The organism is Streptomyces sp. NBC_00377 (genome assembly GCF_036075115.1).
In the GTDB taxonomy this organism is placed as follows: domain Bacteria; phylum Actinomycetota; class Actinomycetes; order Streptomycetales; family Streptomycetaceae; genus Streptomyces.
Genome location: NZ_CP107958.1, coordinates 4,647,951 through 4,669,108, shown reverse-complemented (window position 1 = coordinate 4,669,108; position 21,158 = coordinate 4,647,951). Strand labels below are relative to the sequence as shown.

Sequence of the window (21,158 nt, the reverse complement as noted above, 5' to 3'; positions counted from 1 at the left end):
CGCTCGGCGACATTAGGGTCGGCGGCCGGGTGGTGGCCGCCGCCGGGCGAGGAACCGTACCCGGCGGGAAGACCTCGCAGTTTCGATGAATGTCTATGTTGACGATTGTCAATGCAGGCGCCATGCTGGGCTGCGCAAGCCATCGACGGATGTCGAAACAAGCAAGGAGTCGCCGTGAACGCGCCCGCCCTGACCGAGCTGCCCGTCATCGTCGTCGGAGCGGGTCCCGTCGGTCTTGCCGCCGCCGCCCACCTCCTCGACCAGAACCTCGAGCCCCTGGTGCTGGAGACCGGTCCGGTCGCAGGGGCGGCGGTGCGGGAGTGGGCGCACGTGAAGCTGTTCTCCACCTGGGGGGAGGTGGTCGACCCGACCGCCGAGAAGCTGCTTGCCACGACCGGGTGGACCAGGCCCGACCCCGCGGCGTACCCGTCGGGCGGCGACTGGGCGGTTCGGTACCTGGCGCCCCTCGCCGAAGTCCTCGGCGAGCGTGTCCGCTTCGGCGTGACCGTGACCGGCGTTTCGCGGACCGGCCGCGATCGCGTCGTCGACGCCGACCGCGACGCCCAGCCCTTCGTCGTGCACCTCGCCCACGCCGATGGCCGCGAGGAACGGATCTTCGCCCGCGCGGTCATCGACGCGTCCGGCACCTGGGCCACGCCCTCCCCGGCCGGTGCCGACGGGCTGCCCGCGCTCGGTGAGAAGGCGGCGGCCGACCGCGTCACCTACCAGGTGCCCGACCTGAAGGACCCCGTCGTCCGGGCCCGCCACGCAGGCAAGCGCACAGCGGTCGTCGGCTCCGGAGCGTCCGCCTTCACCGCACTCGCTTGTCTGGCCGACCTCGCCGAGTCCGAGGACGGCACGGGCACGAAGGCGGTGTGGGTCCTGCGCCGCGGCATCTCCGGTTCCACCTTCGGCGGCGGCACGGGCGACCAGCTACCCGCCCGAGGCGCTCTGGGCCTGGCGGCGAAGGCCGCGGTGGACGACGGTTACGCCGACGCGGTCACGGGCTTCGGCACCGAGGCCATCGAGCGCGACGGCAGCGGTCGGCTGGTCCTGGTCGCCGAGGACGGCCGACGGCTGGAGCCGGTGGACGAGGTGATCGTGCTGACCGGGTTCCGCCCCGACCTGTCCTTCCTCTCCGAGGTCCGTCTGCACCTGGACGAGCGCCTTCAAGCCCCGGTCGAGCTGGCACCGCTGATCGACCCCAACCAGCACTCGTGCGGCACCGTCCGCCCGCACGGCCACCGCGAGTTGTCCCACCCTGAACAGGGCATCCACCTGGTCGGGATGAAGTCCTACGGCCGCGCCCCGACCTTCCTGGCGATGACCGGCTACGAGCAGGTCCGGTCCGTCGCCGCCGCGATCGCGGGCGACCTGGAATCCGCCGACCGCGTCGAACTCACCCTGCCCGAGACCGGCGTATGCGGTGGCGCCGGCCTTGTCGACGCCCCCGAGGCCGACCAGGAGGCCGGAGGCTGCTGCGCGCCGACTCCCACTTCCGCTCCTGCTCCCGCTTTCGCTCCCGCTTTCGCTCTCGTCGAGATCGGTGTCGCTCCGCCTGTCGAGTCGGACGCGCAGAACCAGGCCGGCGGCTGCTGCGGCTCGTGACCGAGTCGCGCGCGGCGGCACGTCCGGCTGTCGGCCGTGGCGCGCAGTCGGACGTTCTGGCTGTCGCCCGTCGCCCGTCGCCCGTCGCCCGTCGCCTGTCGCCTGTCGCCTGTCGCCTGTCGCCTTCGCCTGTCGCCTTCGCCTGTCGCCTGTCGCCTTCCGCGTTCGTCGTTCGTCGTTCGCGACGGCCTGACCGCGACCACGCGTCGGCGTCGGACAGCGGTGGGTCCGATCGCCGGGGGCCTGGGAGGGCGTGCGGCCGTCCGGTGCGCGCCCTGATACAGGTCAGCTGCTCGGCTCGGGGCCCCATGACTCAGGTCCGGCGCCGCGCCAGTCGATCCAGGGTGCACCCGCTATGTCTGCCGGGTCGATCTCCAGTCCGGCGCGCCGCAGGAACTCCGCGACGTCGGCGACGTGGTGAGCCAGCCCCAGGATCTCGCCGTCCACGCGCACGCGCCGGCCGCCCCTGGGGGAGGGTGGGAGCACGGTCACGCGGCTCGGCCCGGGCATGTCTCCAGGATCGTCCGAGGGATGCGACCCCGCATTCCAGCGCGTCATCCGGTCAGCCGCCCGCGCACATCCGCTGCCGGGCCCTCCGGGTGGCGCAGTTCCCACCACGCCGAGGGGCTGGGACGGCGTTGCTGCCAAGAGGGGTGGAAGAACACGCGAGTGGACAGCCGGTGCAGACGCCGTCGCAACTCGGTGCGACCGGGCCGGGCAGCGAGCTGCCGGTAGGTGGCACTCCACTCCTGCTGCGCTTGGACGAGATCGTCGGGGAACCGTCGCATGACGAAATTCAATCATGTGTTCGATTTACTGCGCCATCCGGCACGACGCGGTCAAGGAGGGCGGGCACGGCGAAGGCCCGGTGGCTCCTGGGGAGCTACCGGGCCTGCTCGTGCGGGCTGTACGCAAGTTCGCCGTTACGTGGGGGGAGGCGGCACGTGGTGTGCCCCGGGCTCAGCGCTGGAGAGGGGTGGTCGGCTCGGCCGGGTCCGCGGGGTCGCAGGAGGCCGCGGTGTGCTCGGCCGGCTCCGCGTCCGCAAGGCCGCGGTGGCGGCAGCTGGGGGACTTGCCGTGCGCCTCGGCGCGGATGCGCTGCTTCATCGTGGGGGGCAGGGACCGGGTCGTGGCCCAGGGGGCCGAGGCCGTCGGCCACGCCATGGTGTCCGCGGTGGCGGCGCTCTCGCTGTCGCGGGCCGGAGCGGTCCGGGCGGCCGCCGAGCCGGCGGTCGTCGTGATCAGTCCGAGCGCCGTGCACAGCGCGAGCACGGCTGTGACGATGGCGGTCCACAGCTTCGTGGCGCGGTTCCTGGTCATGGCCCCTCGCTTTCGGGTCGGGCGATTTGCGTACTTTCCTCATGATGTGTATGGGCGATCCGAAGTGGTGGACCGACCCTCGCGGTGTGACGTTGTTCTGATGAACACCACCCGGATGGCCGCAAGGTGCTCTAAAAGCGGAGAAGAATGGATCAGGTGGGATGAGGACGGACAAACATCACCGTCCGTCAAGGTGTGATCACCCTCCGATCGGAGCGGTGCGGTCCGGTCCTACTGCGCTGCCGACGGCGGGAGTTGAGGGGCGGACGCAGGTCACCGATCGGTCTCGGTCGGTGTGTATAGTCGGGCGCCAGAGGTCCCCTACGTCAAAGAAAGACGAGGTCGCGCGGTGAAGAAGCTTCTCCTGGTCGCACTGGCCGCCATCGGCGGGCTCCTTGTGTACCGCCAGATCCAGGCGGATCGCGCCGAGCAGGATCTGTGGACGGAGGCGACCGACTCCGTGCCCACGGGTTCGTGAGTGCCGATACCGAAGACTGAGCAGACCCCGGCCGCCGCTCGCGGTCGGGGTTTTGTGTTGCGGTTCTCCCGGCCCGCGGTTAGAAGCGGGCTTTTCGGACGCTCGTACGGAATGCGGGGGTGCCACGCGCGCGTGCGGGGCAGGATGGCCCACGTTCGGTCGAAGGCGAGGGGGCGGGGTCGATGGCCCGGCGTACGGGGCGTGGAACGGCCGTGTGGCGAGCCGTCGTGCGGAGCACGGTCGTAGGAGCGGTGCTCTGTGTGTCGTCGGCGGTGCTGCCCGGGCGGGCCGCCGTAGCAGCCCCGGACGTCCCCTCGTACGCCTTCGCCGCCGACGTCCGCAGCGCCCCTGCGGCGACGGGCACGGGCGGCGCCGTACGCCTCGAGCCCGGCGCGACATACCGGAGCTCCCTGAAGGATCCGGACCAGAGCCGGAGCCCGAGTCCGGAACAAGGCCAGGGCCAGGACGAGGACAAGGCCGGGGCGAAGGCGTATTACCGGCTCGAGCTGGACGGTGTGTCGAACGTGTACGTCTCGGTCACGGCGATCCCGCGCCCGGGAGCGGCCCTTTCCGCCGGCGACGGGATCAGCGTCTCCGTGCAGGACGCCGACAGTGTCAGGTGCTCCTCCGACTCCGTGACCGTGGGCGCCTCCAGGAGCGCGCAGCCGCTCACCGCCTGGGGGGCGCGCGAACTGCTGCCGAGCAAGAAGCTGTGCCGGAAGGCCGGTACGTACTACGTCGTCGTCGAGCGCATCGGAACCGGTTCCGGCGCCGGAACCGGCGAAGGCGGGACGGGCCTCTCCACCGACCGGTCCTGGGACCTCGAGCTCGCGCCCGTCTCGGAAGCCCCCCTGGAGAGGGCGGCCGCCACGAGCGTGCCCGAGACATGGGACTCCGCGACGCCGACGCCGCCCGTCGCCGAGCCGGTCCCTGTTCGGGGCGGGGCCGGCTTCACCGAGGCGGCCGCCGTGACGGAGGGCGTCCGGAGCGACGAGATCCTGCCCGGGCAGACCCTCTTCTACAAGGTGCCCGTCGACTGGGGGCGGCAGCTGTCCGCCGGCGTCGACCTCGGCAGCGCGGACAAGAACTCCGGGTATGTGGTGGACGCCCTGGACCTGACGCTCTACAACCCGGTGCGAGCCGACGTCAAGGACGCGAGCATCGGGTACGGCGGCAGCCAGAAGTCGGTCGCTCTGCCACCGGTCCCGCCCGTGAGCTACGCGAACCGGTACGCCCCCACCGACCCGACGAGTTCCCTGCGCTTCGCCGGGTCGTACTACCTCGTGGTGCACCTCGCCGAGCAGGTGGCGGACCGTTTCGGGGAGGGGCCCTACGCGCTGACCCTGCGCGTCCGCGTCGGCGGCAGCACCCAGGCGGGTCCGGGCTATGCGCGGCAGTCGGCGCCCCGCGGGTTCTTCGACGTGGGCGCGCCGGACCCCGAGCCCTCGGCGGGCGGCGGGACGGCGGGCGGCCGGGCTTCGGCCGACGGTGCGTCGAGCGGCGACCCCGCCATGAGGGCGGTCGCCGTGGGCGGCATCGGCACCGGAAGCGTGCTGCTGATCGTGCTCGGGATTTGGACGCTGGCCGCTCGGCGGCGGGCGGCGGCTCAGATCCGCGTCAAGGCCCAGAACCCGACGGCGTAGCAGGCCAGCGCGAGGAACAGCAGGGGCAGCGCCACCCTGGCGGGCGGACCGGGACGCCCGCGGCGGACGGCGCGACGCCCTCGGCGACCGCCGTGCGACGAAACAGCCGCGGGCGCGGACGGTGACCCATGCGGGGCTCGGGACACCTGCGACGCCCGAAGGGCTTGAGATCCCTGAACGGCTTGTGGGGCGCGACGGGCTTGTGGGGCGTGAGGGTCCTGGGCGGTGTACGAGGCGGTGGACACCTCACCGTTGCGGCCGCGGGTGGGTAACACGAATGTGGGCTCGTACGGGGGCGCGGTGGCAGGGGCGGGCGCCGGTGCGTAGGCGGGGGGATGCGGAGTGGGGGGCTCCGGGGGCAGAGGGTCGGAGAAGAAGGAACCGGACGGCTGCTGCGGAGGCGGCAGGTGGAAGCTTCCGGTGTCCGACATGGAGGGGAGGGGCGCGGGCTCGTGCCCGGACGCGGTGGGCGAGGAGGCCGGCTCCTGCGGGGGATGTGTCGGATACGTGGGACGCGTCGGATGCGTGGAGCGACGTGGATCGGTGGGCGCCGAGTCCCCGTCCCCTCGCGGGCCGTCCGCCCAGGAGCCCGGTGCATGACCGGTGGCGGGGCGTACGGGGTCCTGGGTATGTCCGGTGGCAGGCCGCTCGGGGTCCGGGCCGGACCCGGTGGCCGAGTGCACGGGATGCGGGCCGAGCCCGGTGCCGGGACGCACGGAGCCCCCGCCCGGCCACACCGACCCGCTCTCGCTGCCCGTGCTGTTCTCACCGCCTGCGTGGCTGCCGCTGTCGGTGATCGGGTGGCCCGGCCCGGGCGCCGTGTCCGGCCGGGCGGGCGGACCGCTCCTCCCCTGGGGTGAAGGCGCGGCGGGCGCCGCCGGAGCGGGCGAGGAGGAACCGGCGCCCGGAGAGGCACCATCGGGGTCCGCCTCGGGACGGGCGGGCAGCGAGCCGGTGCCCGGGCCGGGCGGCCCGGTCGTGCGGTCCCCTCGGGTGTCCCCTCGGGTCGGCCGTGAGGCGGTCGCCTTCGGCCGCTCGGGCGGGCCGTCGGGGCCGAAGCCCGGGGGAAGGGGCCCGAGTTGGTCGAAGATCTCGATCAGTTCGTCGTCCGGGCCGGGCTCGGGCAGCAGCTCGGTCGCCGCCGCCAGTGCCTTGCGTGCCCCCGTGGCGGTGCGGAAACGTGCCTGCGGGTCCGGCTGGAGCAGCGTGGCCACCACCTGCCACAGCGGCTCCGGGACGCTCTTGGGAGCGCTCGGTGGCCCGTGCTCCGCGAAGTACTGGACGAGCGCCTTGGCATCCGGCTTGGCGCCCTCGAGCAGGTAGAGGGCGACCAGTCCGACGGCGAACAGGTCGGCGGGGAAGTCCGGTTCGGCGCCCATCATCTGCTCGGGCGCGAGGTAACCGGGCGTTCCGACCACGAGGTTGGTCTCGGTCAGGCGGGGCTCGCCGAGCCGCATCGCGATGCCGAAGTCGGAGAGCCTGAGGCGCGGCCGGGCCATTCCGGTGGCCTCCAGCAGGATGTTGGCGGGTTTGATGTCGCGGTGCACGACGCCCTCCGCGTGGACCGCGGTCAGCCCGGAGAGCAACTGGTCGAGCAGCGTGCACACGAAGACCGGGGGCAGCGGGCCGTAGTCGCCGACGAGATGGACCAGCGAACCACCGGCCACCAGATCCATGGTGAACAGGACCTTGTCGTCGTCGGCGGCCCAGCTGGCGGGCGCGAGCACATGGGGGTGGTCGATCCGCAGCGCCTGCTCGCGGACGAAACGCAGCAGCGAGTGCGCGTCGCGCTGCTGGAGCACCTTGGCGGCCACGTAGCGGCGCCGGCGGTGGTCCCAGGCGCGCCAGACCGCGCCGACCCCTCCGCGACCGATCGGGTCGGCCAGTTCGTACCGTCCGGCGAAGACCTCACCCATGGCTGCGCCTCGCTCCTCCCCGTGTCCCGCTCGGGTCTTCCCCTCTGCCACCCCCCGCGACGAGCGTTACGACCCCCTCGACCTCCCGTGTGCGCCGCTGCCGCCTGATGAGTCCTGATGCGTCCTGATGTCTCCCCCGGGCTGCCGACTGCCCGGCTGCCGAACCCCCTTCGGCGACCGGGCCGCGGGCTCAGCTCTGGTGGGACTGGTAGTGCGTGACCGCGTCGGAGGTACGGCCGGCGCCGTACACCCGGAGGAACTCTGCCAGTTCCGGGTGGGTCGGGGCGAGAGTGTCGGCGGCGTCGATGATGTCGCCGGCGGCGGCCACCGAGCGCAGCAGGGACTGGATCTCGCGGACCACCCGCTTGACCGTGGGCGCCCCCGAACTGCTGGTCGTCTGTGTGGTGTTGTTGAGCACCGAGCCCCCCTGTGACCGCTTGATCTCCTCCATGCGTTCGGTGGCCTCGGCGGCGCTGACGCTGCCGTCCGCGACCTGCGCAGCCAACTCCTGGAGCAGCTGCACCCGCTGCACCACCGCCGGGTTGCCGATCTTCGCCCGCTGACCGCTCATCAGCTGCGACAGCATCGGCGCCGACAGTCCCAGTACCCCCGCGAGACGAGCCTGGTTGAGACCAAGATCGTCGATGAGCTTACGGAAGAGCGCCCCCAGCGGCTCCCCGTACCAGTTCCGCTGCAGATCCCGCGCTCTCGCGGTCGCTTCCTGCTGTGCGGCGTCCATTGCGTCTCCCCATCGCTTCCCCAGAAACCGCGGTTCGCTGTAGCGAACCCGGTCCGAGCATCTTACGGAGAGTGGTCATCTGCGGGGACCCCCAATCTTTTTGCGAGATACCCCGGGTGACCCGGTACTCTGGTCTGCGACGCCGACGGTACGGGGTTCTTCCGGCCGGACGTCTCTCGAGGGGCCTTAGCTCAGTTGGTAGAGCGCTGTCTTTGCATGGCAGATGTCAGGGGTTCGACTCCCCTAGGCTCCACGCGCAAGACCCCTCTCACCTGCGGATAAGCAGGTGAGAGGGGTCTTTTTTTCGGTCTCTCGAGGGAGCGGCTCGGCCGCGGGCGCAGGCAGATCAGCCGCGGTCGTCGCGGTTCGCGGCGTCCTCCTCGGCCTCCTTGGCCTGCACCTCGGGGTCGAGGACCGACGGATCTTCGCTGCCGTCCACCGAGGTGAGTCCCGGGGCGGGTACCTCCGTGGCCGCCGGCGGCTCGACCAGCCAGTCGGGGTTGGCCTGCTTGTCCCACCACTTCCAGGCCGCGTAGGTACCGCCGGCGACGACACCGAGCACGGCCAGTGCCTTGGCGAGCTTGCCCGCCCTGGCCCGCCGCCGGTGCTTGCGCACCAGCTTCTCGATCTCCTTCGGCGTCACCTGACCGCGCAGGGCGGCCAGCGCGGCGACGCCGCGTGCGGCGGCCTCGGCCTTCACGGGCCCGGCCGCGGCCACCGCCTGCTCGATCCTGGGCCGGGAGTAGTCGGCGGCCTGGCGGGCGGCCAGCCGGGTGCGGGCGGCCGCTTCCTGCGCGGCCAGGTCGACCTTGGGCGGGACATGCGTCTTCGCCTGTTCCAGACGCGGGGCGACGTGGGCGTCGTACTGCACGCGGGCCTGTTCGGCGGCCAGCGACACCTTGGGCGCGAGCCGTACACGGGCTTCGTGCGCGTAGAGCGCGGCCCGTTCCTTGGCCGTGTCGGCGTAGGGCGCCACCACTTCCGCGGCGTGCAGCACGCTGTCCTTCGCCGAGCCGGTCGCGGCGCGCACGCTGTCGATGCGGGTCACGGGTTCCTCCTCCTCGGTGGCGTACGGTAATTCGACTTTCCACCCTTTTACGGATCATGCCTGTCAATGGCTGTCGCGGCATGCGCGGACAGGCATACGGGTGCTGATCACATGCGATAGGGGACGGATCGGGGCAATGGAATAGAGAGGGTCGACAGGGCGACAAAGCCGACGATGCCACGGATCGGCTCCGCCCGCTCCCGTCCCGGACGAGTCGCATGTTTTTCCTACTCGAAACCTGGGTTCCTTCACCGCAAAGCCTGTCGGGCGTCGTCCGCTGCGGGCCGTGCGAGGATCTGGGAGTCACAGAGAGACAACGGAAGGCAGACCGTGGCCGAGCAGCTTTACGCCACCCTGAAGACCAACCACGGCGACATCGAGATCCGGCTCTTCCCGGACCACGCCCCGAAGACGGTCAGGAACTTCGTCGAACTCGCCACCGGCGGGCGTGAGTGGGTCAACCCGGAAACCGGCGTGCGGTCCTCGGACAAGCTGTACGACGGCACCGTCTTCCACCGGGTGATCAGCGGGTTCATGATCCAGGGCGGCGACCCGCTGGGGAACGGGACCGGCGGCCCCGGCTACCAGTTCGAGGACGAGTTCCACCCGGACCTGCGCTTCGACAGGCCCTACCTGCTGGCCATGGCGAACGCCGGCCCGGGCACCAACGGCTCGCAGTTCTTCATCACCGTCTCCCCGACGGCCTGGCTGACCCGCAAGCACACCATCTTCGGCGAGGTCGCCGACAAGGTCAGCCAGAAGGTGGTGGACGGCATCGCGGCCGCCCAGACCAATCCGCGCACCGACCGTCCGCTGAAGGACGTCGTCATCGAGTCGGTCGTCGTCGAGAGCCGCAAGGGCTGAGGCGACACCCGCTGCGCACCACGGGAGCGGACGGACCCCCGGGAACCAAACGCCCTGCTCGTCCGTAAGGATGAGCAGGGCGGTTCCTTTCGACCATGCCGGCTACGCCGACCACCCCGATCACGCCGACCACTGCTGTTACTTCCGACCGCGACGACTCGGACGAGCTACTTGGGGGAGCCCATGGACCAGGCGCCTGGCAGCCGGCAGGACGACGCGCAGAGCGGCCTGCCCGTCTGTTACCGGCACCCCGACCGGGAGACCGGCATCCGCTGCACCCGCTGCGAACGCCCGATCTGCCCCGAGTGCATGGTCAGCGCCTCCGTCGGCTTCCAGTGTCCGAACTGCGTCCGCGAGGGCTCCGGCACGGGGCACCCGCCCGCGGCCTCGCAGCCCCGCACGCTGGCGGGGGGCGCGGTCGCCGCCGATCCCCACCTGGTCACCAAGGTCCTCATCGGCCTCAACGTGGCGTTCTTCGTGGTGCAGCAGGCCGTCGGCGACAGTTTCACCGACCGGTTCGACCTGATCGGCCGCGCGATCATGCCGGCCCTCGGGTTCGGCGAGGTGCAGGGCGTCGCCGAGGGACAGTGGTACCGCATGGTGACCTCGATGTTCCTGCACGGCAGCTACATCCACATCCTGTCCAACATGCTCAGCCTGTGGTGGATCGGCGGCCCTCTCGAAAAGGCCCTCGGCCGGTCCCGCTTCCTCGCGCTGTACCTGGTGTCCGGCCTGGCCGGCAGCGCCCTGAGTTACCTGCTCGCCGAACCCAACCAGGCCTCCCTGGGCGCCTCCGGGGCCATCTTCGGTCTGTTCGGCGCCCTTGCCGTGCTGGTGCGCCGGCAGCGCTACGACATGCGGCCGGTCATCGCCCTGCTGGTGATCAACCTCGTGATCACGTTCGGCTGGAGCGGTATCTCCTGGCAGGCTCACATCGGCGGCCTGGTCGCCGGGGTCGTCATCGGGATCGGCATGGTCCACGCCCCCCGTGAGCGTCGCGCTCTCGTGCAGTTCGGGACCTGCGCGGTGATGCTGGCCGTCGTCGTGGTGGTGACGCTCCTGAGGACCGTCCAGCTCACCTGAGCGCGTTGTCCACAGTCTGTGGCGAATCTTGTGCACAACGTGCGGGAACAGCTGCGCCCCCTGGCACCGACCCGTGTTTATGCAGGTCAGGCAGGGGGCGAACAGGCTTTCGAGTGAAGGGAACGGCCGGTAGTTAGGTCACACCGGCGTCAACCTTCGATGAGTTATCCACAGATCGTCTTTCTTTTCCCCATGTGGAAAACTGCTGTGGATAACTCAGGGGATAACCCTGGGCAGAGCTACTCGCCCCGCATCGTCCCCGCTGCTTGCGCCGCTACTTCCACTGTGTGGAGACGCCGAACCCGGCCGCGATGAACCCGAAGCCCACGACGATGTTCCAGTTGTCCAGCTTGTCGATGGGCAGCGAGCCGTCGGTCACGTAGAAGACCACGATCCAGGCCAGCCCGATGAGGAACATGGCCAGCATCACGGGGGCGACCCAGGCACTGTTGGTCAGCTTGATGGCGGTCGCCTGCTTCGCCGGAGGCGGCGTGTAGTCGGCCTTCTTGCGGATACGTGACTTCGGCACGAGGGTCTCTCCTGTCGATGCGCTGCGTGGCCGCGCAGGTGCTGGATCGGGCTCGGGGGCTGCGTGCCAGGGGACTGAGGGGCTCCCCCGGGCGTCCGTTAGCGTAGTGCTTCTACGGCGCCGAAGGAGATAAGGGTACGTTGAGCAATTCTGCCGACTCCCCCCGGACGGGTACAACGGGTTCCGCCCCCGATCCCGCCCCCGTTTCCTCCGAGGAGCCCGCCGCGGCCGCCGCCGCGGCCGCCGCCCCCGCCGCGTCCCCGTCCTCTGCGCACGACCGCCGAGGCGGTTTCCGGCCCGTACGGGTACTCACCGTGGGTGTCTTCGCCCTGGCCGGCCTCCTCTTCTTCACCAGCTTCAACACGGCCAAGGGCACCAACATCCGTACGGACGCCTCCTTGCTGAGGCTGTCGGATCTCATCCAGGAACGCAGCCAGAAGAACGGCGAGCTGGACGAGACGAACGGGGCCCTGCGCGACGACGTGGAGTCCCTGGCCGAGGCCGACGACGGCAGCACCCGGGCCCAGGACGACAGGCTCGCCGGGCTGGAGAAGAACGCCGGGACCCAGAAGGTCAAGGGCGAGGCCATCACCGTCACCCTCAACGACGCCCCGCCGAACGCCACCGCCAAGCTCCCGGGCTATCCGGAACCGCAGCCCGACTACCTGGTCATCCACCAGCAGGACCTCCAGGCCGTGGTGAACGCGCTCTGGCGGGGCGGTGCCCGGGGCATCAAGGTCATGGACCAGCGGCTGATCTCCACCAGTGCCGTGCGCTGTGTCGGCAACACCCTGATCCTCCAGGGCCGCGTCTACTCGCCGCCCTACAAGATCCAGGCGGTCGGCGACCCGGAGAAGCTCCAGCAGGCGCTCGCGGACGCCCCCGCGATCCAGAACTACATGGTCTACGTGAACGTCTACGGCCTCGGCTGGAAAGTCACCGAGGACGGGGCGGTGACTCTGCCGGGGTACTCGGGCACAGTGGATCTGCACTACGCCAAGCCTGTGGGGTAGTGCAGCCGGGGTAGTGGAGCAGCGGCAGCCGGGGGGGCGCCTGTGTCGGTGCGGGTGATCGTCAGGACGTTCAGCGAGCTGTGCGTGACCGCCGGTACCGTCATCGTCCTCTTCGTCGTCTACGTGCTGTTCTGGACCGGTGTGCAGGCCGACCGGGTCATGGGCGACCAGATCGACGACCTCCACGACCGGTGGGACCGGCAGAGCGTGAGCCCCGGACCGGGCGCGAGCGGCACCGAGGCGAGGACGCCGTACCGCAGCGGCAAGCCCTTCGCGGTGATGTACATCCCCCGTCTCGGTTTCACGTGGAACAAGCCGGTGCTCGAGGGAACGGCCACCGGCACCCTGAAGAAGGGGCTGGGGCACTACGTCGGCAGCGCGCGGCTCGGGCAGACCGGGAACTTCTCCGTCGCCGGTCACCGCCGTACCTACGGCGACCCGTTCAAGGACTTCCCGGAGCTCAGACGCGGGGACGCGGTGGTGCTGACGGACGGGACGACGTGGTTCACCTATCGGATCGACAAAGGGCCGTACAAAACAGTGCCCTCGGACGTCGAGGTGATCGACGCTGTGCCACGTAAGTCGGGGTATACGCGTCCGGGCCGGTACCTGACGTTGACGACGTGCGATCCGGAATGGGGGCACAGTCACCGGCTGATCGTCTGGGCGCACCTGGACTCCACCCAGCCCGTGGAGGCAGGAGAACCGAGGGCCCTGCGCCGTTAGTCTGGTGGCGTACGGCGTGAGTCAGGTGCCGTGATGCGACGGAAGGGACGGCATGTACGGCTGGATCTGGCGGCATCTGCCGGGAAACGCGTGGGCCAAGGCGCTGATCTCGATCATGCTGGTCGTGGCCGTCGTGTACGCGCTGTTCCAGTACGTCTTCCCGTGGGCCGAACCGCTGCTTCCCTTCAACGATGTGACGGTGGACAACCAGTGAGCGCGCGCATCCTTGTCGTCGACAACTACGACAGCTTCGTCTTCAACCTGGTCCAGTACCTGTACCAGCTGGGCGCCGAGTGCGAGGTCCTGCGCAACGACGAGGTCTCCACGGCCCAGGTCCATGGGGTCGCCTCCCGCTCGGGCGAAGCCGGGAACGGGGGAGGCTTCGACGGCGTCCTGCTGTCCCCCGGGCCCGGTACGCCCGAGGAGGCCGGTGTCTGTATCGAGATGGTCCGGCACTGCGCGGCGACCGGTGTGCCCGTCTTCGGCGTCTGCCTGGGCATGCAGTCGATGCAGGTGGCGTACGGCGGTGTCGTGGACCGGGCGCCGGAGCTGCTGCACGGCAAGACCTCGCTGGTGGAGCACACGGGCGCAGGCGTCTTCGCGGGCCTGCCGACCCCCTTCACGGCGACCCGCTACCACTCGCTGGCCGCCGAGCCGGCGACGGTCCCGGCGGAAATCGAGGTCACGGCCCGCACCCACGACGGCATCATCATGGGTCTGCGTCACCGTGAACTGCCCGTCGAGGGCGTGCAGTTCCACCCGGAGTCGGTGCTGACCGAGCACGGGCACCGGATGCTGGCCAACTGGCTGGTGGAGTGCGGCGACCAGGGCGCTGTGGCGAGGTCGGCGGGGCTCGCCCCGGTGGTGGGCAGGGCCACGGCGTGACCGCGCTGCGCCCCGAGCGCGAGGACTCGTACGGCACCGCGTCGTACGAGTCCTTCGGCGGTGACGCCTACGGATCGGCTGCCCACGCCGGTGAGCCGTATCAGCCGCCGGTCGACGACGAGACGGTGGCGCTGCGGATACCGCCCGCGCCCCGGCCCGGTGGCCGCTCCAGATCCGCTTCTCACGCCTCAGGGGCCTCTCCGGCCCCTGGAACACCGGCAGGTGGGCGAGCGGCCCGCAGAAAGGCCGCCAAGGGCCGCCATGGCCGTCATGGGGGTCCGGGTGACGCCGCGGAGTCGTACAACGGGTCCGACGCGCCGGCACAGGACGAGCGGCCCCTGTCGCGCGTCGAGGCGCGCCGACGGCAGCGGGCCCGCAAGCCGAGCGCCGGGGTGGTCGTCAGCCGGGCGGTCGGCGAGGTGTTCATCACCACGGGTGTGCTGATGCTGCTGTTCGTCACCTACCAGCTGTGGTGGACCAACGTGCGGGCGCACGCGCAGGCGGACAAGGAGGCGAGCAGCCTCCAGGACGACTGGGCGAACGGCAAGGGCGCCCCCGGGGTGTTCTCGCCGGGGCAGGGCTTCGCCATCCTGCACATCCCGAAGCTGGACGTGGTGGTGCCGATCGCCGAGGGCGTCAGCAACAAGAAGGTGCTCGACAAGGGCATGGTCGGCCACTACGGGGAGGGCCCGCTGACGACGGCGATGCCCGACGCCAAGACCGGCAACTTCGGGCTCGCCGGTCACCGCAACACGCACGGCGAGCCGTTCCGGTACATCAACAGGCTCCAGGCGGGCGACGACATCGTCGTGGAGACGCAGGACGAGTACTTCGTCTACAAGATGGCGTCCTCGCTGCCGGTGACCGCGCCGAGCAACACGAGCGTCCTCGACCCGGTGCCGCCGGGCTCCGGATTCACCGGGCCGGGCCGGTACATCACCCTGACGACCTGCACGCCGGAGTTCACCAGCAAGTACCGCTTGATCGTCTGGGGCAAGATGGTCGAGGAACGGCCGCGCAGCAAGGGCAAGCCGGATGCGCTCGTCGAGTAGGAACGCAGTCGAGCGAGGGCAGAGGAACGTGGCAGCGACCGCCGGCGACACCGAGCACGAAGAGCACGCGCGTGTGGACGCGTCCGAACCGGCGCCGAGGCGCCGCGGGGGCGGCCGGATCGCCCTGGCCGTCAGCGTCTTCGGGGAGCTCCTCATCACGGCGGGCCTGGTGCTCGGCCTGTTCGTCGTCTACTCCCTGTGGTGGACCAACGTCGTGGCCGACCGGCACGCGGACCGGCAGGGCGACAAGGTGCGCGACAACTGGGCGCATGAGGACACCGGTCCCGGGGCGTTGGACACCAAGGACGGCATCGGTTTCCTGCACGTCCCCGCGATGCGGAACGGGGAGGTGCTGGTGGCGAAGGGCACCTCGTCCAAGATCCTCAACGAGGGCGTCGCGGGCTACTACACCGACCCGCTGAAGGCCGCTCTGCCGACGAGCGGCAAGGAGGGCAACTTCACGCTCGCCGCGCACCGCGACGGCCACGGCGCGAAGTTCCACAACATCGACAAGCTGTCGAAGGGCGACCCGATCGTCTTCGAGACGAAGGACGACTGGTACGTCTACAAGGTGTACGCGGTGCTGCCCGAGACCTCGAAGTACAACGTCGAGGTGCTCGGCCGGATCCCCGCGGAGTCCGGCAAGAAGAAGGCCGGCCACTACATCACCCTGACGACCTGCACACCGGTGTACACGAGCCGGTACCGCTACGTGGTGTGGGGGGAGCTGGTGCGGGTGGACAAGGTGGACGCGAACCGCACCCCGCCGAAGGAACTGGGCTGAGGCCGCAGCCCTCCTCCAAGGAGTCCGTCACCCGGCACGACGAGGGCCCGGAGCCGCAACCTGCCGTGCGGCTCCAGGCCTTCTGCCTGGCTCCTGGTCACTCGAGAACCGCCAGGGCCGCCCCAGCGCTCCACTCCTGCGAGAGAGCGCGCTGGACGGCGGTGCTGCCGGTCCCGGCGGCGATGTGGTCGCCACGAACAGGGCCACCTCGGAGTCGTCCGCGTCCGCTGCCCCACGTCGAGAAGACATGCGCGCGCACCTGACAGGCGATTTCACTGTCACGGAGGAGCATCGCGACGTGGCGGACCTGCGGTCGAGCGGCCGTCGGACCGGGCTCGCACAAAGGCGTGGGCCCCACCGGACGCATCCGGCGGGGCCCACGGTCCTGCCCTGCGCGGCCACTAGCCGCCGGCGCCACCGAAGAAGTTGACACCGCCGTCGTTGTTGCCGCCGTTGTTGTTGCCGTTCTTGAAGGCGATCAGGTTGACCGTCTGGCCCTTGTTGACCGTGCTGCCGGGGGCCGGGTCCGAGCTGATGACCTGGGCGTCGTCGTCCGAGTTGCCGCTGATGTTGCCGACGTTCAGCCCCGCGTCCTGGAGCGCCTTCTTGGCGTCCTTCACGCTCAGGCCCTGGAGATTGTTCGGCACCTGGGTCTGGTTGCTCCGGCCGATCTGGATCTGGACCGTGGAGCCCTTGTCGGCCTGGGAGCCGATCGAGGGGACGGTCTGGATGACCTTGTCGACCTGGTTCGGATCCTGGGTGTCGACCTGGACGCAGTTGCCCTTGAGCTCGTTCTGCTCCATCTGGGCCTTGGCGTCGTCACAGCTCTTGTTGGAGACGTCGGGGACAGTCGCCTTCTGCTCGGCCTTGGCGATGGTGAGGGTGATGGTGGTGCCCTTCTCCACCTCCGCGCCGAGCTTCGGGTCCTGCTTCAGGACGGTGCCCTCCTCCTCGGTGGACACCTCCTCCTTCGTCTTCACGACGAACTGGTACTTGTCGCCCTCCAGGATCGCCTTGGCCTCGTCCAGGCTCTTGCCCAGGACGCTCTCCACGACCACCTTGGGCGCTCCGGTGGAGATCACGAGGTTGACGGCGGTGTCCTTGTCGACCTTTATGCCGGCGTCGGGATCCTGGTCGCAGATCTTGCCCTTGGGCTGATCCTCACAGGGCTTCTGGGTGACCGTCCCCAGCTTGAGGTCGCTGTTCGTCAGCTGGCTCTGGGCGTCGGTCTGGTTCTGGCCGAGCAGGTTCGGGACGGCGACCGACTCGTTGTTCACGCCGCCGCTGAACACCCACTTGCCGATCAGGACCGCACCGACGAGCACCAGCACGGCGGCGACGACCAGCAGGATCGTCGAGGCGTTGGACTTCTTCTGGCGGCGCCGGTCGGGACGGTCGTCGTAGCCGTAGCCGCCGTCGTCCGGGTTCATGGGCGGCAGCATCGACGTGGCCCCGGCGTCCGTGGAGCGCAGGGCCGTGGTGGCCTGGTCGTCGCCGTAGCCGCCGTACCCGACGGAGCCCATCGCCGCCGTCGCGCCGACCGGCTGGCCGTCGAGACAGGCCTCGATGTCGAGACGCATCTCGTCGGCGGACTGGTAGCGGTAGTCCGGGTCCTTGACCAGCGCCTTCAGGACGATGGCGTCCATCTCGGGGGTGATCTCGGGGTCGAAGACGCTCGGGGGCTGCGGCTCCTCCCGGACGTGCTGGTAGGCCACGGCCACCGGGGAGTCCCCGACGAACGGGGGACGCACCGTCAGCAGTTCGTAGAGCAGGCAGCCCGAGGAGTACAGGTCGGAGCGGGCGTCGACCTGCTCGCCCTTGGCCTGCTCCGGCGAGAGGTACTGGGCGGTGCCGATGACCGCGGACGTCTGCGTCATCGTCATGCCGGAGTCGCCCATGGCGCGGGCGATGCCGAAGTCCATGACCTTGACCTGGCCGTTGCGCGTCAGCATGACGTTCGCCGGCTTGATGTCGCGGTGGACGATGCCGGCCCGGTGCGAGTACTCCAGGGCCTGGAGGATGCCGATGGTCATCTCCAGCGTCCGCTCGGGCAGCAGTTTGCGGCCGGAGTGGAGCAGCTCACGGAGCGTGGAGCCGTCGACGTACTCCATGACGATGTACGGGATCGAGACCCCGTCGATGTAGTCCTCGCCCGTGTCGTAGACCGCGACGATCGCGGGGTGGTTGAGCGAGGCGGCAGACTGGGCCTCCCGGCGGAACCGGGCCTGGAAGGAAGGGTCGCGCGCGAGGTCCGCGCGCAGCGTCTTCACCGCCACGGTGCGGCCGAGGCGGGTGTCATGCGCGAGGTAGACCTCGGCCATGCCACCACGGCCGAGCACGTGGCCCAGCTCGTACCGGCCGCCGAGGCGACGCGGCTCTTCCATAGCTACCTACCAGCCCTCTCCGTCGGTCCCGACCGGCACACATGTGCGGCCGGAGGCTGCCGTCCGGGCATACCGTACCCGGACGGCGCTGTGTGACCTGGCCAAGCCCGTCACCCGATACCGGACCGGTATCGCAACGTGCACCGATGTGTCGGCGACGTGATGGGGGTCACTTCTTGCTGTCGATGACTGCCTTCATCACGTCCCTTGCGATCGGACCGGCCAGACCGCCGCCGGTGATGTCGCCGCGGTTGGCGGAACCGTCCTCGACGACGACGGCGACGGCCACCGGTGCGCTGCCGTCGGACAGTTGCGCGTACGAGATGAACCAGGCGTACGGCTTCTCGCTGTTGTTGAGGCCGTGCTGGGCGGTTCCGGTCTTGCCGCCCACGATGACGTTGCTGATCTTGGCCTTGCCGCCGGTGCCCTGCGGGTCCTCGACGACCGTCCGCATCATCTCCTGGAGGGCCTGCGCGGTCTTGGAGGAGACGGCCTGGGACAGCTGCTGGGGCTCGGTCGTCTCCAGGGTGTCCAGGTTCGGGGCCCTCAGCTCGTCGACCATGTACGGCTTCATCAGCTTGCCGTCGTTGGCGACCGCCGAGGCGACCATGGCCATCTGGAGCGGGGTGGCCGCGTTGGAGCCCTGGCCGATGCCGTCCAGGGCGTTCTGCGGCGGGTTGTCCTTGGGGTAGACGGACTTGGCGGCGCGCACCGGGGTGTCCAGCTCGGATTCGTTGAAGCCGAACTTCTCCGCCTGCTCGATCATCTTCTCGTTGCCGACGTTGTCGGCCATCTTCGCGAAGACGGTGTTGCAGGACACCATGAGCGCGTAGCGCAGCGTGGCGTTCTCACAGGCGCCGTGCTCGTTGGTGAGCTTGTTCGTGGACTGCGGCAGCTTGAACGGGTCCGGGGTGTCGGTCTTCACGTCGATGCCGGAGACCTCGCCGTTCTCCAGCGCGGCGGCGGCCGTGACCACCTTGAACGTGGAGCCCGGCGGGTAGGTCTCGCGCAGTGCGCGGTTGAGCATCGGGTCGTCGGGGTCGTTCTTCTTCTGGACGGCGTTCCACGCCTTGGCGTCCGTGTCGGAGGAACCGGCGAACTTCGAGGGGTCGTACGACGGGGTGGAGACCAGGGCGAGGATCTTGCCGGTGGACGGTTCGATCGCGGCGACCGCGCCCTTCTTGTCGCCGAGGCCCTGGAAGGCGGCCTTCTGCGCGGCGGGGTTGAGGGTGGTGATGACGCTGCCGCCCGCCTTCTCCTTGCCCGTGATCATGTCCAGGGTGTTGCGGAAGAAGAGCCGGTCGTCGTTGCCGCTGAGGATGCCGTCCTCCAGCCGCTCCAGCTGGTTGGCGCCGAACGCCTGCGAGGAGTAGCCGGTGACCGGTGCCCACATCGCCCCGTTGGACCAGGTGCGCTTGAACTTGTAGTCGCCGCTGGTCTCCACCGAACCGGTGATGGCCTTGCCGTCGACGATGATGTTGCCGCGCGGGGTGGCGTAGCGCGTGATGTTGACGCGGCGGTTCTTGCTGTCGCCGGCGAGGCTGTCCGCCTTGACGTACTGGAGGTAGTTGTCGCGCAGCAGCAGCGTGAGGACCAGGAGGCCGCAGAAGATCGCGATCCGGCGCAGGGGCTTGTTCATGACGGGCGGACCACCTGGGTCATCTCGGCGTCGGGGTTGGTGGCGGGCGCGGGCGCCGGGCGCCGGGCGGTGTCGCTGATCCGGATCAGGATGCCGATCAGAGCCCAGTTGGCGATGACGGAGGAACCGCCGTACGCGAGGAAGGGCATCGTCATACCGGTGAGCGGGATGAGGCCCATCACACCGCCGGCGACGACGAACACCTGGAGGGCGAAGGCGCCGGAGAGGCCGATGGCCAGCAGCTTGCCGAAGGGGTCGCGGGCGGCGAGGGCGGTGCGCACACCGCGCTCCACGATCAGCCCGTACAGCAGCAGGAGCGCCATGATCCCGGCGAGGCCCAGCTCCTCGCCGAAGGTGGCGAGGATGAAGTCGGAGTTGGCGGCGAACTTGATCAGCTCCGAGTGGCCCTGGCCCCAGCCGGTGCCGAGGGTGCCGCCCGAGCCGAACGCCCACAGGGCCTGCATGGCCTGCTCGGAGTGACCGACGACGCCTTGCTGGGAGAGCGTGTACTCCTTCATCGGGTCGAGCCAGGCCTGGACACGCTGCTGGACGTGGCTCTCGAACTGGGCCACGCCGACCGCGCCGGCCGCGGACATCAGCATGCCGAAGACGATCCAGCTGGTCCGCTCGGTGGCGACGTACAGCATGATGACGAACATTCCGAAGAACAGCAGCGAGGTGCCGAGGTCCGTCTCGAAGACCAGGATCAGGATCGAGATGATCCAGACGACGATGATGGGGCCGAGGTCGCGGCCGCGCGGCAGGTACAGGCCGAGGACACGGCGGCTGGCCAGGGCGAGCGCGTCGCGCTTCACCATCAGATAGCCGGCGAAGAAGATCGCCAGCACGATCTTGGCGAACTCACCTGGCTGGATGGAGAAACCGGCGACCGAGATCCAGATCTTGGCGCCGTAGATGTTCTGGCCGAGGCCCGGCACCAGCGGGAGCAGCAGCAGGAAGATCGCGCCGACCATCGAGATGTAGGTGTAGCGCTGCAGGACGCGGTGGTCCTTGAGGAAGACCAGCACCACGATGAAAAGGGCGATGCCCATCGCCGTGTACAGCAGCTGCCGTGGCGCGGCCGTGCCGGCCTGCTCGGCCCGCTGGAGGTACTTCGACTGGTCCAGCCGCCAGATGGCGACGAGTCCGAGCCCGTTCAGCAGCGTGGCCACCGGCAGCAGCAGCGGATCCGCGTACGGCGCGAACTTGCGCACGACGAGGTGCGCGACGCCGGCCAGCAGGCCGAGGCCGAGGCCGTAGCTCAGGAGGCCGGACGGCACCTTCTCGTTGATCGCGAGGCCCACGTTGGCGTAGGCGAAGACCGGGATCACGACGGCGAACACCAGGAGCGCGAGCTCGGTGTTGCGCCGGCTCGGGGTGCCGATCGAGCCGATCGTGGACGTGTGGTGCGTCGGCGAGTTGGTAGTACTGCTCATCGTGTGACGGG

General features: G+C 69.9%; 21 protein-coding genes and 1 tRNA gene. 12 read left to right on the top strand and 10 right to left on the bottom strand.

The annotated features are described in order from the left end of the window. Nucleotides 1–174 precede the first annotated feature (174 nt). Nucleotides 175–1,608, top strand: a complete 1,434-nt coding sequence (locus tag OHS71_RS20960; RefSeq protein WP_328480907.1) for an NAD(P)-binding domain-containing protein — start codon at nucleotides 175–177, stop codon at nucleotides 1,606–1,608. Between the two features lie 285 nt (nucleotides 1,609–1,893). On the opposite strand, the gene OHS71_RS20955 is transcribed toward OHS71_RS20960, so the two are convergent. From OHS71_RS20955 to OHS71_RS20945, 3 genes are all read right to left on the bottom strand, one after another. Continuing rightward, nucleotides 1,894–2,118 (bottom strand): hypothetical protein, encoded by a 225-nt coding sequence (locus OHS71_RS20955; RefSeq protein ID WP_328480906.1) that lies wholly within the window; start codon nucleotides 2,116–2,118, stop codon nucleotides 1,894–1,896. A gap of 44 nt (nucleotides 2,119–2,162) precedes the next feature. After that, nucleotides 2,163–2,396, bottom strand: a complete 234-nt coding sequence (locus tag OHS71_RS20950; protein WP_328480905.1) for a hypothetical protein — start codon at nucleotides 2,394–2,396, stop codon at nucleotides 2,163–2,165. Between the two features lie 172 nt (nucleotides 2,397–2,568). After that, the gene (locus OHS71_RS20945) at nucleotides 2,569–2,928 is read right to left on the bottom strand and encodes a DUF6344 domain-containing protein (protein WP_328480904.1); all 360 of its coding nucleotides are present in this window, start codon (nucleotides 2,926–2,928) and stop codon (nucleotides 2,569–2,571) included. Nucleotides 2,929–3,277: 349 nt separating this feature from the next. Between OHS71_RS20945 and OHS71_RS20940 the strand changes: the two genes are divergently transcribed. Further along, on the top strand, nucleotides 3,278–3,406 hold the full coding sequence (locus OHS71_RS20940; RefSeq protein WP_003999697.1) for a DLW-39 family protein: 129 nt from the start codon (nucleotides 3,278–3,280) through the stop codon (nucleotides 3,404–3,406). A gap of 212 nt (nucleotides 3,407–3,618) precedes the next feature. Then, nucleotides 3,619–5,049 carry a hypothetical protein gene (locus OHS71_RS20935; RefSeq protein WP_328480903.1) on the top strand — a complete coding sequence of 477 codons (1,431 nt, stop codon included), beginning with the start codon at nucleotides 3,619–3,621 and terminating at the stop codon, nucleotides 5,047–5,049. On the opposite strand, the gene OHS71_RS20930 is transcribed toward OHS71_RS20935, so the two are convergent. Together OHS71_RS20930 and OHS71_RS20925 are read right to left on the bottom strand one after the other, a co-directional pair. After that, complete coding sequence (locus OHS71_RS20930) at nucleotides 5,013–6,965, bottom strand: serine/threonine-protein kinase (RefSeq protein WP_328480902.1); 1,953 nt, start codon at nucleotides 6,963–6,965, stop codon at nucleotides 5,013–5,015. The two genes, OHS71_RS20935 and OHS71_RS20930, sit on opposite strands and share 37 nt — an antisense overlap. Nucleotides 6,966–7,155: 190 nt before the next feature. Beyond that, the gene (locus OHS71_RS20925; RefSeq protein ID WP_328480901.1) at nucleotides 7,156–7,704 is read right to left on the bottom strand and encodes a helix-turn-helix domain-containing protein; all 549 of its coding nucleotides are present in this window, start codon (nucleotides 7,702–7,704) and stop codon (nucleotides 7,156–7,158) included. Between the two features lie 180 nt (nucleotides 7,705–7,884). Here OHS71_RS20925 and OHS71_RS20920 point away from each other — a divergent pair. Next, nucleotides 7,885–7,957 (top strand) — tRNA-Ala (locus OHS71_RS20920). A 93-nt stretch (nucleotides 7,958–8,050) separates the two neighbouring features. Here the strand turns inward: OHS71_RS20920 and OHS71_RS20915 are convergent. After that, nucleotides 8,051–8,752 (bottom strand): DUF5324 family protein, encoded by a 702-nt coding sequence (locus OHS71_RS20915; RefSeq protein WP_328480900.1) that lies wholly within the window; start codon nucleotides 8,750–8,752, stop codon nucleotides 8,051–8,053. A 330-nt stretch (nucleotides 8,753–9,082) separates the two neighbouring features. Here OHS71_RS20915 and OHS71_RS20910 point away from each other — a divergent pair, with 330 nt between their 5' ends. Both OHS71_RS20910 and OHS71_RS20905 read left to right on the top strand, forming a co-directional pair. Next, nucleotides 9,083–9,616: a peptidylprolyl isomerase gene (locus tag OHS71_RS20910; protein WP_328480899.1), complete on the top strand. Its 534-nt coding sequence runs from the start codon at nucleotides 9,083–9,085 to the stop codon at nucleotides 9,614–9,616. A 183-nt stretch (nucleotides 9,617–9,799) separates the two neighbouring features. Next, nucleotides 9,800–10,699 carry a rhomboid family intramembrane serine protease gene (locus OHS71_RS20905; protein ID WP_328480898.1) on the top strand — a complete coding sequence of 300 codons (900 nt, stop codon included), beginning with the start codon at nucleotides 9,800–9,802 and terminating at the stop codon, nucleotides 10,697–10,699. A gap of 274 nt (nucleotides 10,700–10,973) precedes the next feature. Here the strand turns inward: OHS71_RS20905 and crgA are convergent, their stop codons facing one another. Beyond that, a complete protein-coding gene (crgA, locus tag OHS71_RS20900) occupies nucleotides 10,974–11,228 on the bottom strand; it encodes a cell division protein CrgA (RefSeq protein ID WP_328480897.1) in 255 nt (84 codons plus the stop codon). Nucleotides 11,229–11,368: 140 nt separating this feature from the next. Here crgA and OHS71_RS20895 point away from each other — a divergent pair, with 140 nt between their 5' ends. Genes OHS71_RS20895 through OHS71_RS20870 form a run of 6 tightly spaced genes read left to right on the top strand, consistent with a single transcriptional unit; the run spans nucleotide 11,369 to nucleotide 15,688 of the window. Continuing rightward, on the top strand, nucleotides 11,369–12,241 hold the full coding sequence (locus OHS71_RS20895; RefSeq protein ID WP_328480896.1) for a DUF881 domain-containing protein: 873 nt from the start codon (nucleotides 11,369–11,371) through the stop codon (nucleotides 12,239–12,241). A gap of 48 nt (nucleotides 12,242–12,289) precedes the next feature. Beyond that, nucleotides 12,290–12,967: a class E sortase gene (locus tag OHS71_RS20890; RefSeq protein WP_328484582.1), complete on the top strand. Its 678-nt coding sequence runs from the start codon at nucleotides 12,290–12,292 to the stop codon at nucleotides 12,965–12,967. 52 nt (nucleotides 12,968–13,019) lie between these two features. Further along, nucleotides 13,020–13,181, top strand: a complete 162-nt coding sequence (locus tag OHS71_RS20885; protein ID WP_142265183.1) for a hypothetical protein — start codon at nucleotides 13,020–13,022, stop codon at nucleotides 13,179–13,181. Beyond that, a complete protein-coding gene (locus tag OHS71_RS20880) occupies nucleotides 13,178–13,852 on the top strand; it encodes an aminodeoxychorismate/anthranilate synthase component II (RefSeq protein ID WP_328480895.1) in 675 nt (224 codons plus the stop codon). Before OHS71_RS20885 ends, OHS71_RS20880 begins: the two co-directional genes overlap by 4 nt. Next, nucleotides 13,849–14,904, top strand: coding sequence for a class E sortase (locus tag OHS71_RS20875; RefSeq protein ID WP_328480894.1), 1,056 nt, complete (start codon nucleotides 13,849–13,851; stop codon nucleotides 14,902–14,904). The genes OHS71_RS20880 and OHS71_RS20875 overlap by 4 nt, the downstream gene beginning before the upstream one ends. Beyond that, a complete protein-coding gene (locus OHS71_RS20870) occupies nucleotides 14,888–15,688 on the top strand; it encodes a class E sortase (RefSeq protein WP_443046992.1) in 801 nt (266 codons plus the stop codon). The genes OHS71_RS20875 and OHS71_RS20870 overlap by 17 nt, the downstream gene beginning before the upstream one ends. 401 nt (nucleotides 15,689–16,089) lie before the next feature. Here the strand turns inward: OHS71_RS20870 and pknB are convergent, their stop codons facing one another. The 3 genes from pknB to OHS71_RS20855 form a co-directional block, all read right to left on the bottom strand. Continuing rightward, nucleotides 16,090–18,072, bottom strand: a complete 1,983-nt coding sequence (gene pknB, locus OHS71_RS20865) for a Stk1 family PASTA domain-containing Ser/Thr kinase (protein WP_328480892.1) — start codon at nucleotides 18,070–18,072, stop codon at nucleotides 16,090–16,092. 169 nt (nucleotides 18,073–18,241) lie between these two features. Next, on the bottom strand, nucleotides 18,242–19,711 hold the full coding sequence (locus OHS71_RS20860; RefSeq protein WP_328480891.1) for a peptidoglycan D,D-transpeptidase FtsI family protein: 1,470 nt from the start codon (nucleotides 19,709–19,711) through the stop codon (nucleotides 18,242–18,244). Next, complete coding sequence (locus OHS71_RS20855; protein ID WP_328480890.1) at nucleotides 19,708–21,147, bottom strand: FtsW/RodA/SpoVE family cell cycle protein; 1,440 nt, start codon at nucleotides 21,145–21,147, stop codon at nucleotides 19,708–19,710. Before OHS71_RS20855 ends, OHS71_RS20860 begins: the two co-directional genes overlap by 4 nt. Nucleotides 21,148–21,158 lie beyond the last annotated feature (11 nt).

Excerpts from the sequence above, each read along its gene's own strand:
- OHS71_RS20955 (WP_328480906.1), bottom strand. The coding sequence starts at position 2,118 with ATGCCCGGGCCGAGCCGCGTGACCGTGCTCCCACCCTCCCCCAGGGGC.
- OHS71_RS20950 (WP_328480905.1), bottom strand. The coding sequence starts at position 2,396 with ATGCGACGGTTCCCCGACGATCTCGTCCAAGCGCAGCAGGAGTGGAGT.
- OHS71_RS20945 (WP_328480904.1), bottom strand. The coding sequence starts at position 2,928 with ATGACCAGGAACCGCGCCACGAAGCTGTGGACCGCCATCGTCACAGCC.
- OHS71_RS20930 (WP_328480902.1), bottom strand. The coding sequence starts at position 6,965 with ATGGGTGAGGTCTTCGCCGGACGGTACGAACTGGCCGACCCGATCGGT.
- OHS71_RS20925 (WP_328480901.1), bottom strand. The coding sequence starts at position 7,704 with ATGGACGCCGCACAGCAGGAAGCGACCGCGAGAGCGCGGGATCTGCAG.
- OHS71_RS20905 (WP_328480898.1), top strand. The coding sequence starts at position 9,800 with ATGGACCAGGCGCCTGGCAGCCGGCAGGACGACGCGCAGAGCGGCCTG.
- OHS71_RS20885 (WP_142265183.1), top strand. The coding sequence starts at position 13,020 with ATGTACGGCTGGATCTGGCGGCATCTGCCGGGAAACGCGTGGGCCAAG.
- OHS71_RS20870 (WP_443046992.1), top strand. The coding sequence starts at position 14,888 with ATGCGCTCGTCGAGTAGGAACGCAGTCGAGCGAGGGCAGAGGAACGTG.
- pknB (WP_328480892.1), bottom strand. The coding sequence starts at position 18,072 with ATGGAAGAGCCGCGTCGCCTCGGCGGCCGGTACGAGCTGGGCCACGTG.
- OHS71_RS20860 (WP_328480891.1), bottom strand. The coding sequence starts at position 19,711 with ATGAACAAGCCCCTGCGCCGGATCGCGATCTTCTGCGGCCTCCTGGTC.
- OHS71_RS20855 (WP_328480890.1), bottom strand. The coding sequence starts at position 21,147 with ATGAGCAGTACTACCAACTCGCCGACGCACCACACGTCCACGATCGGC.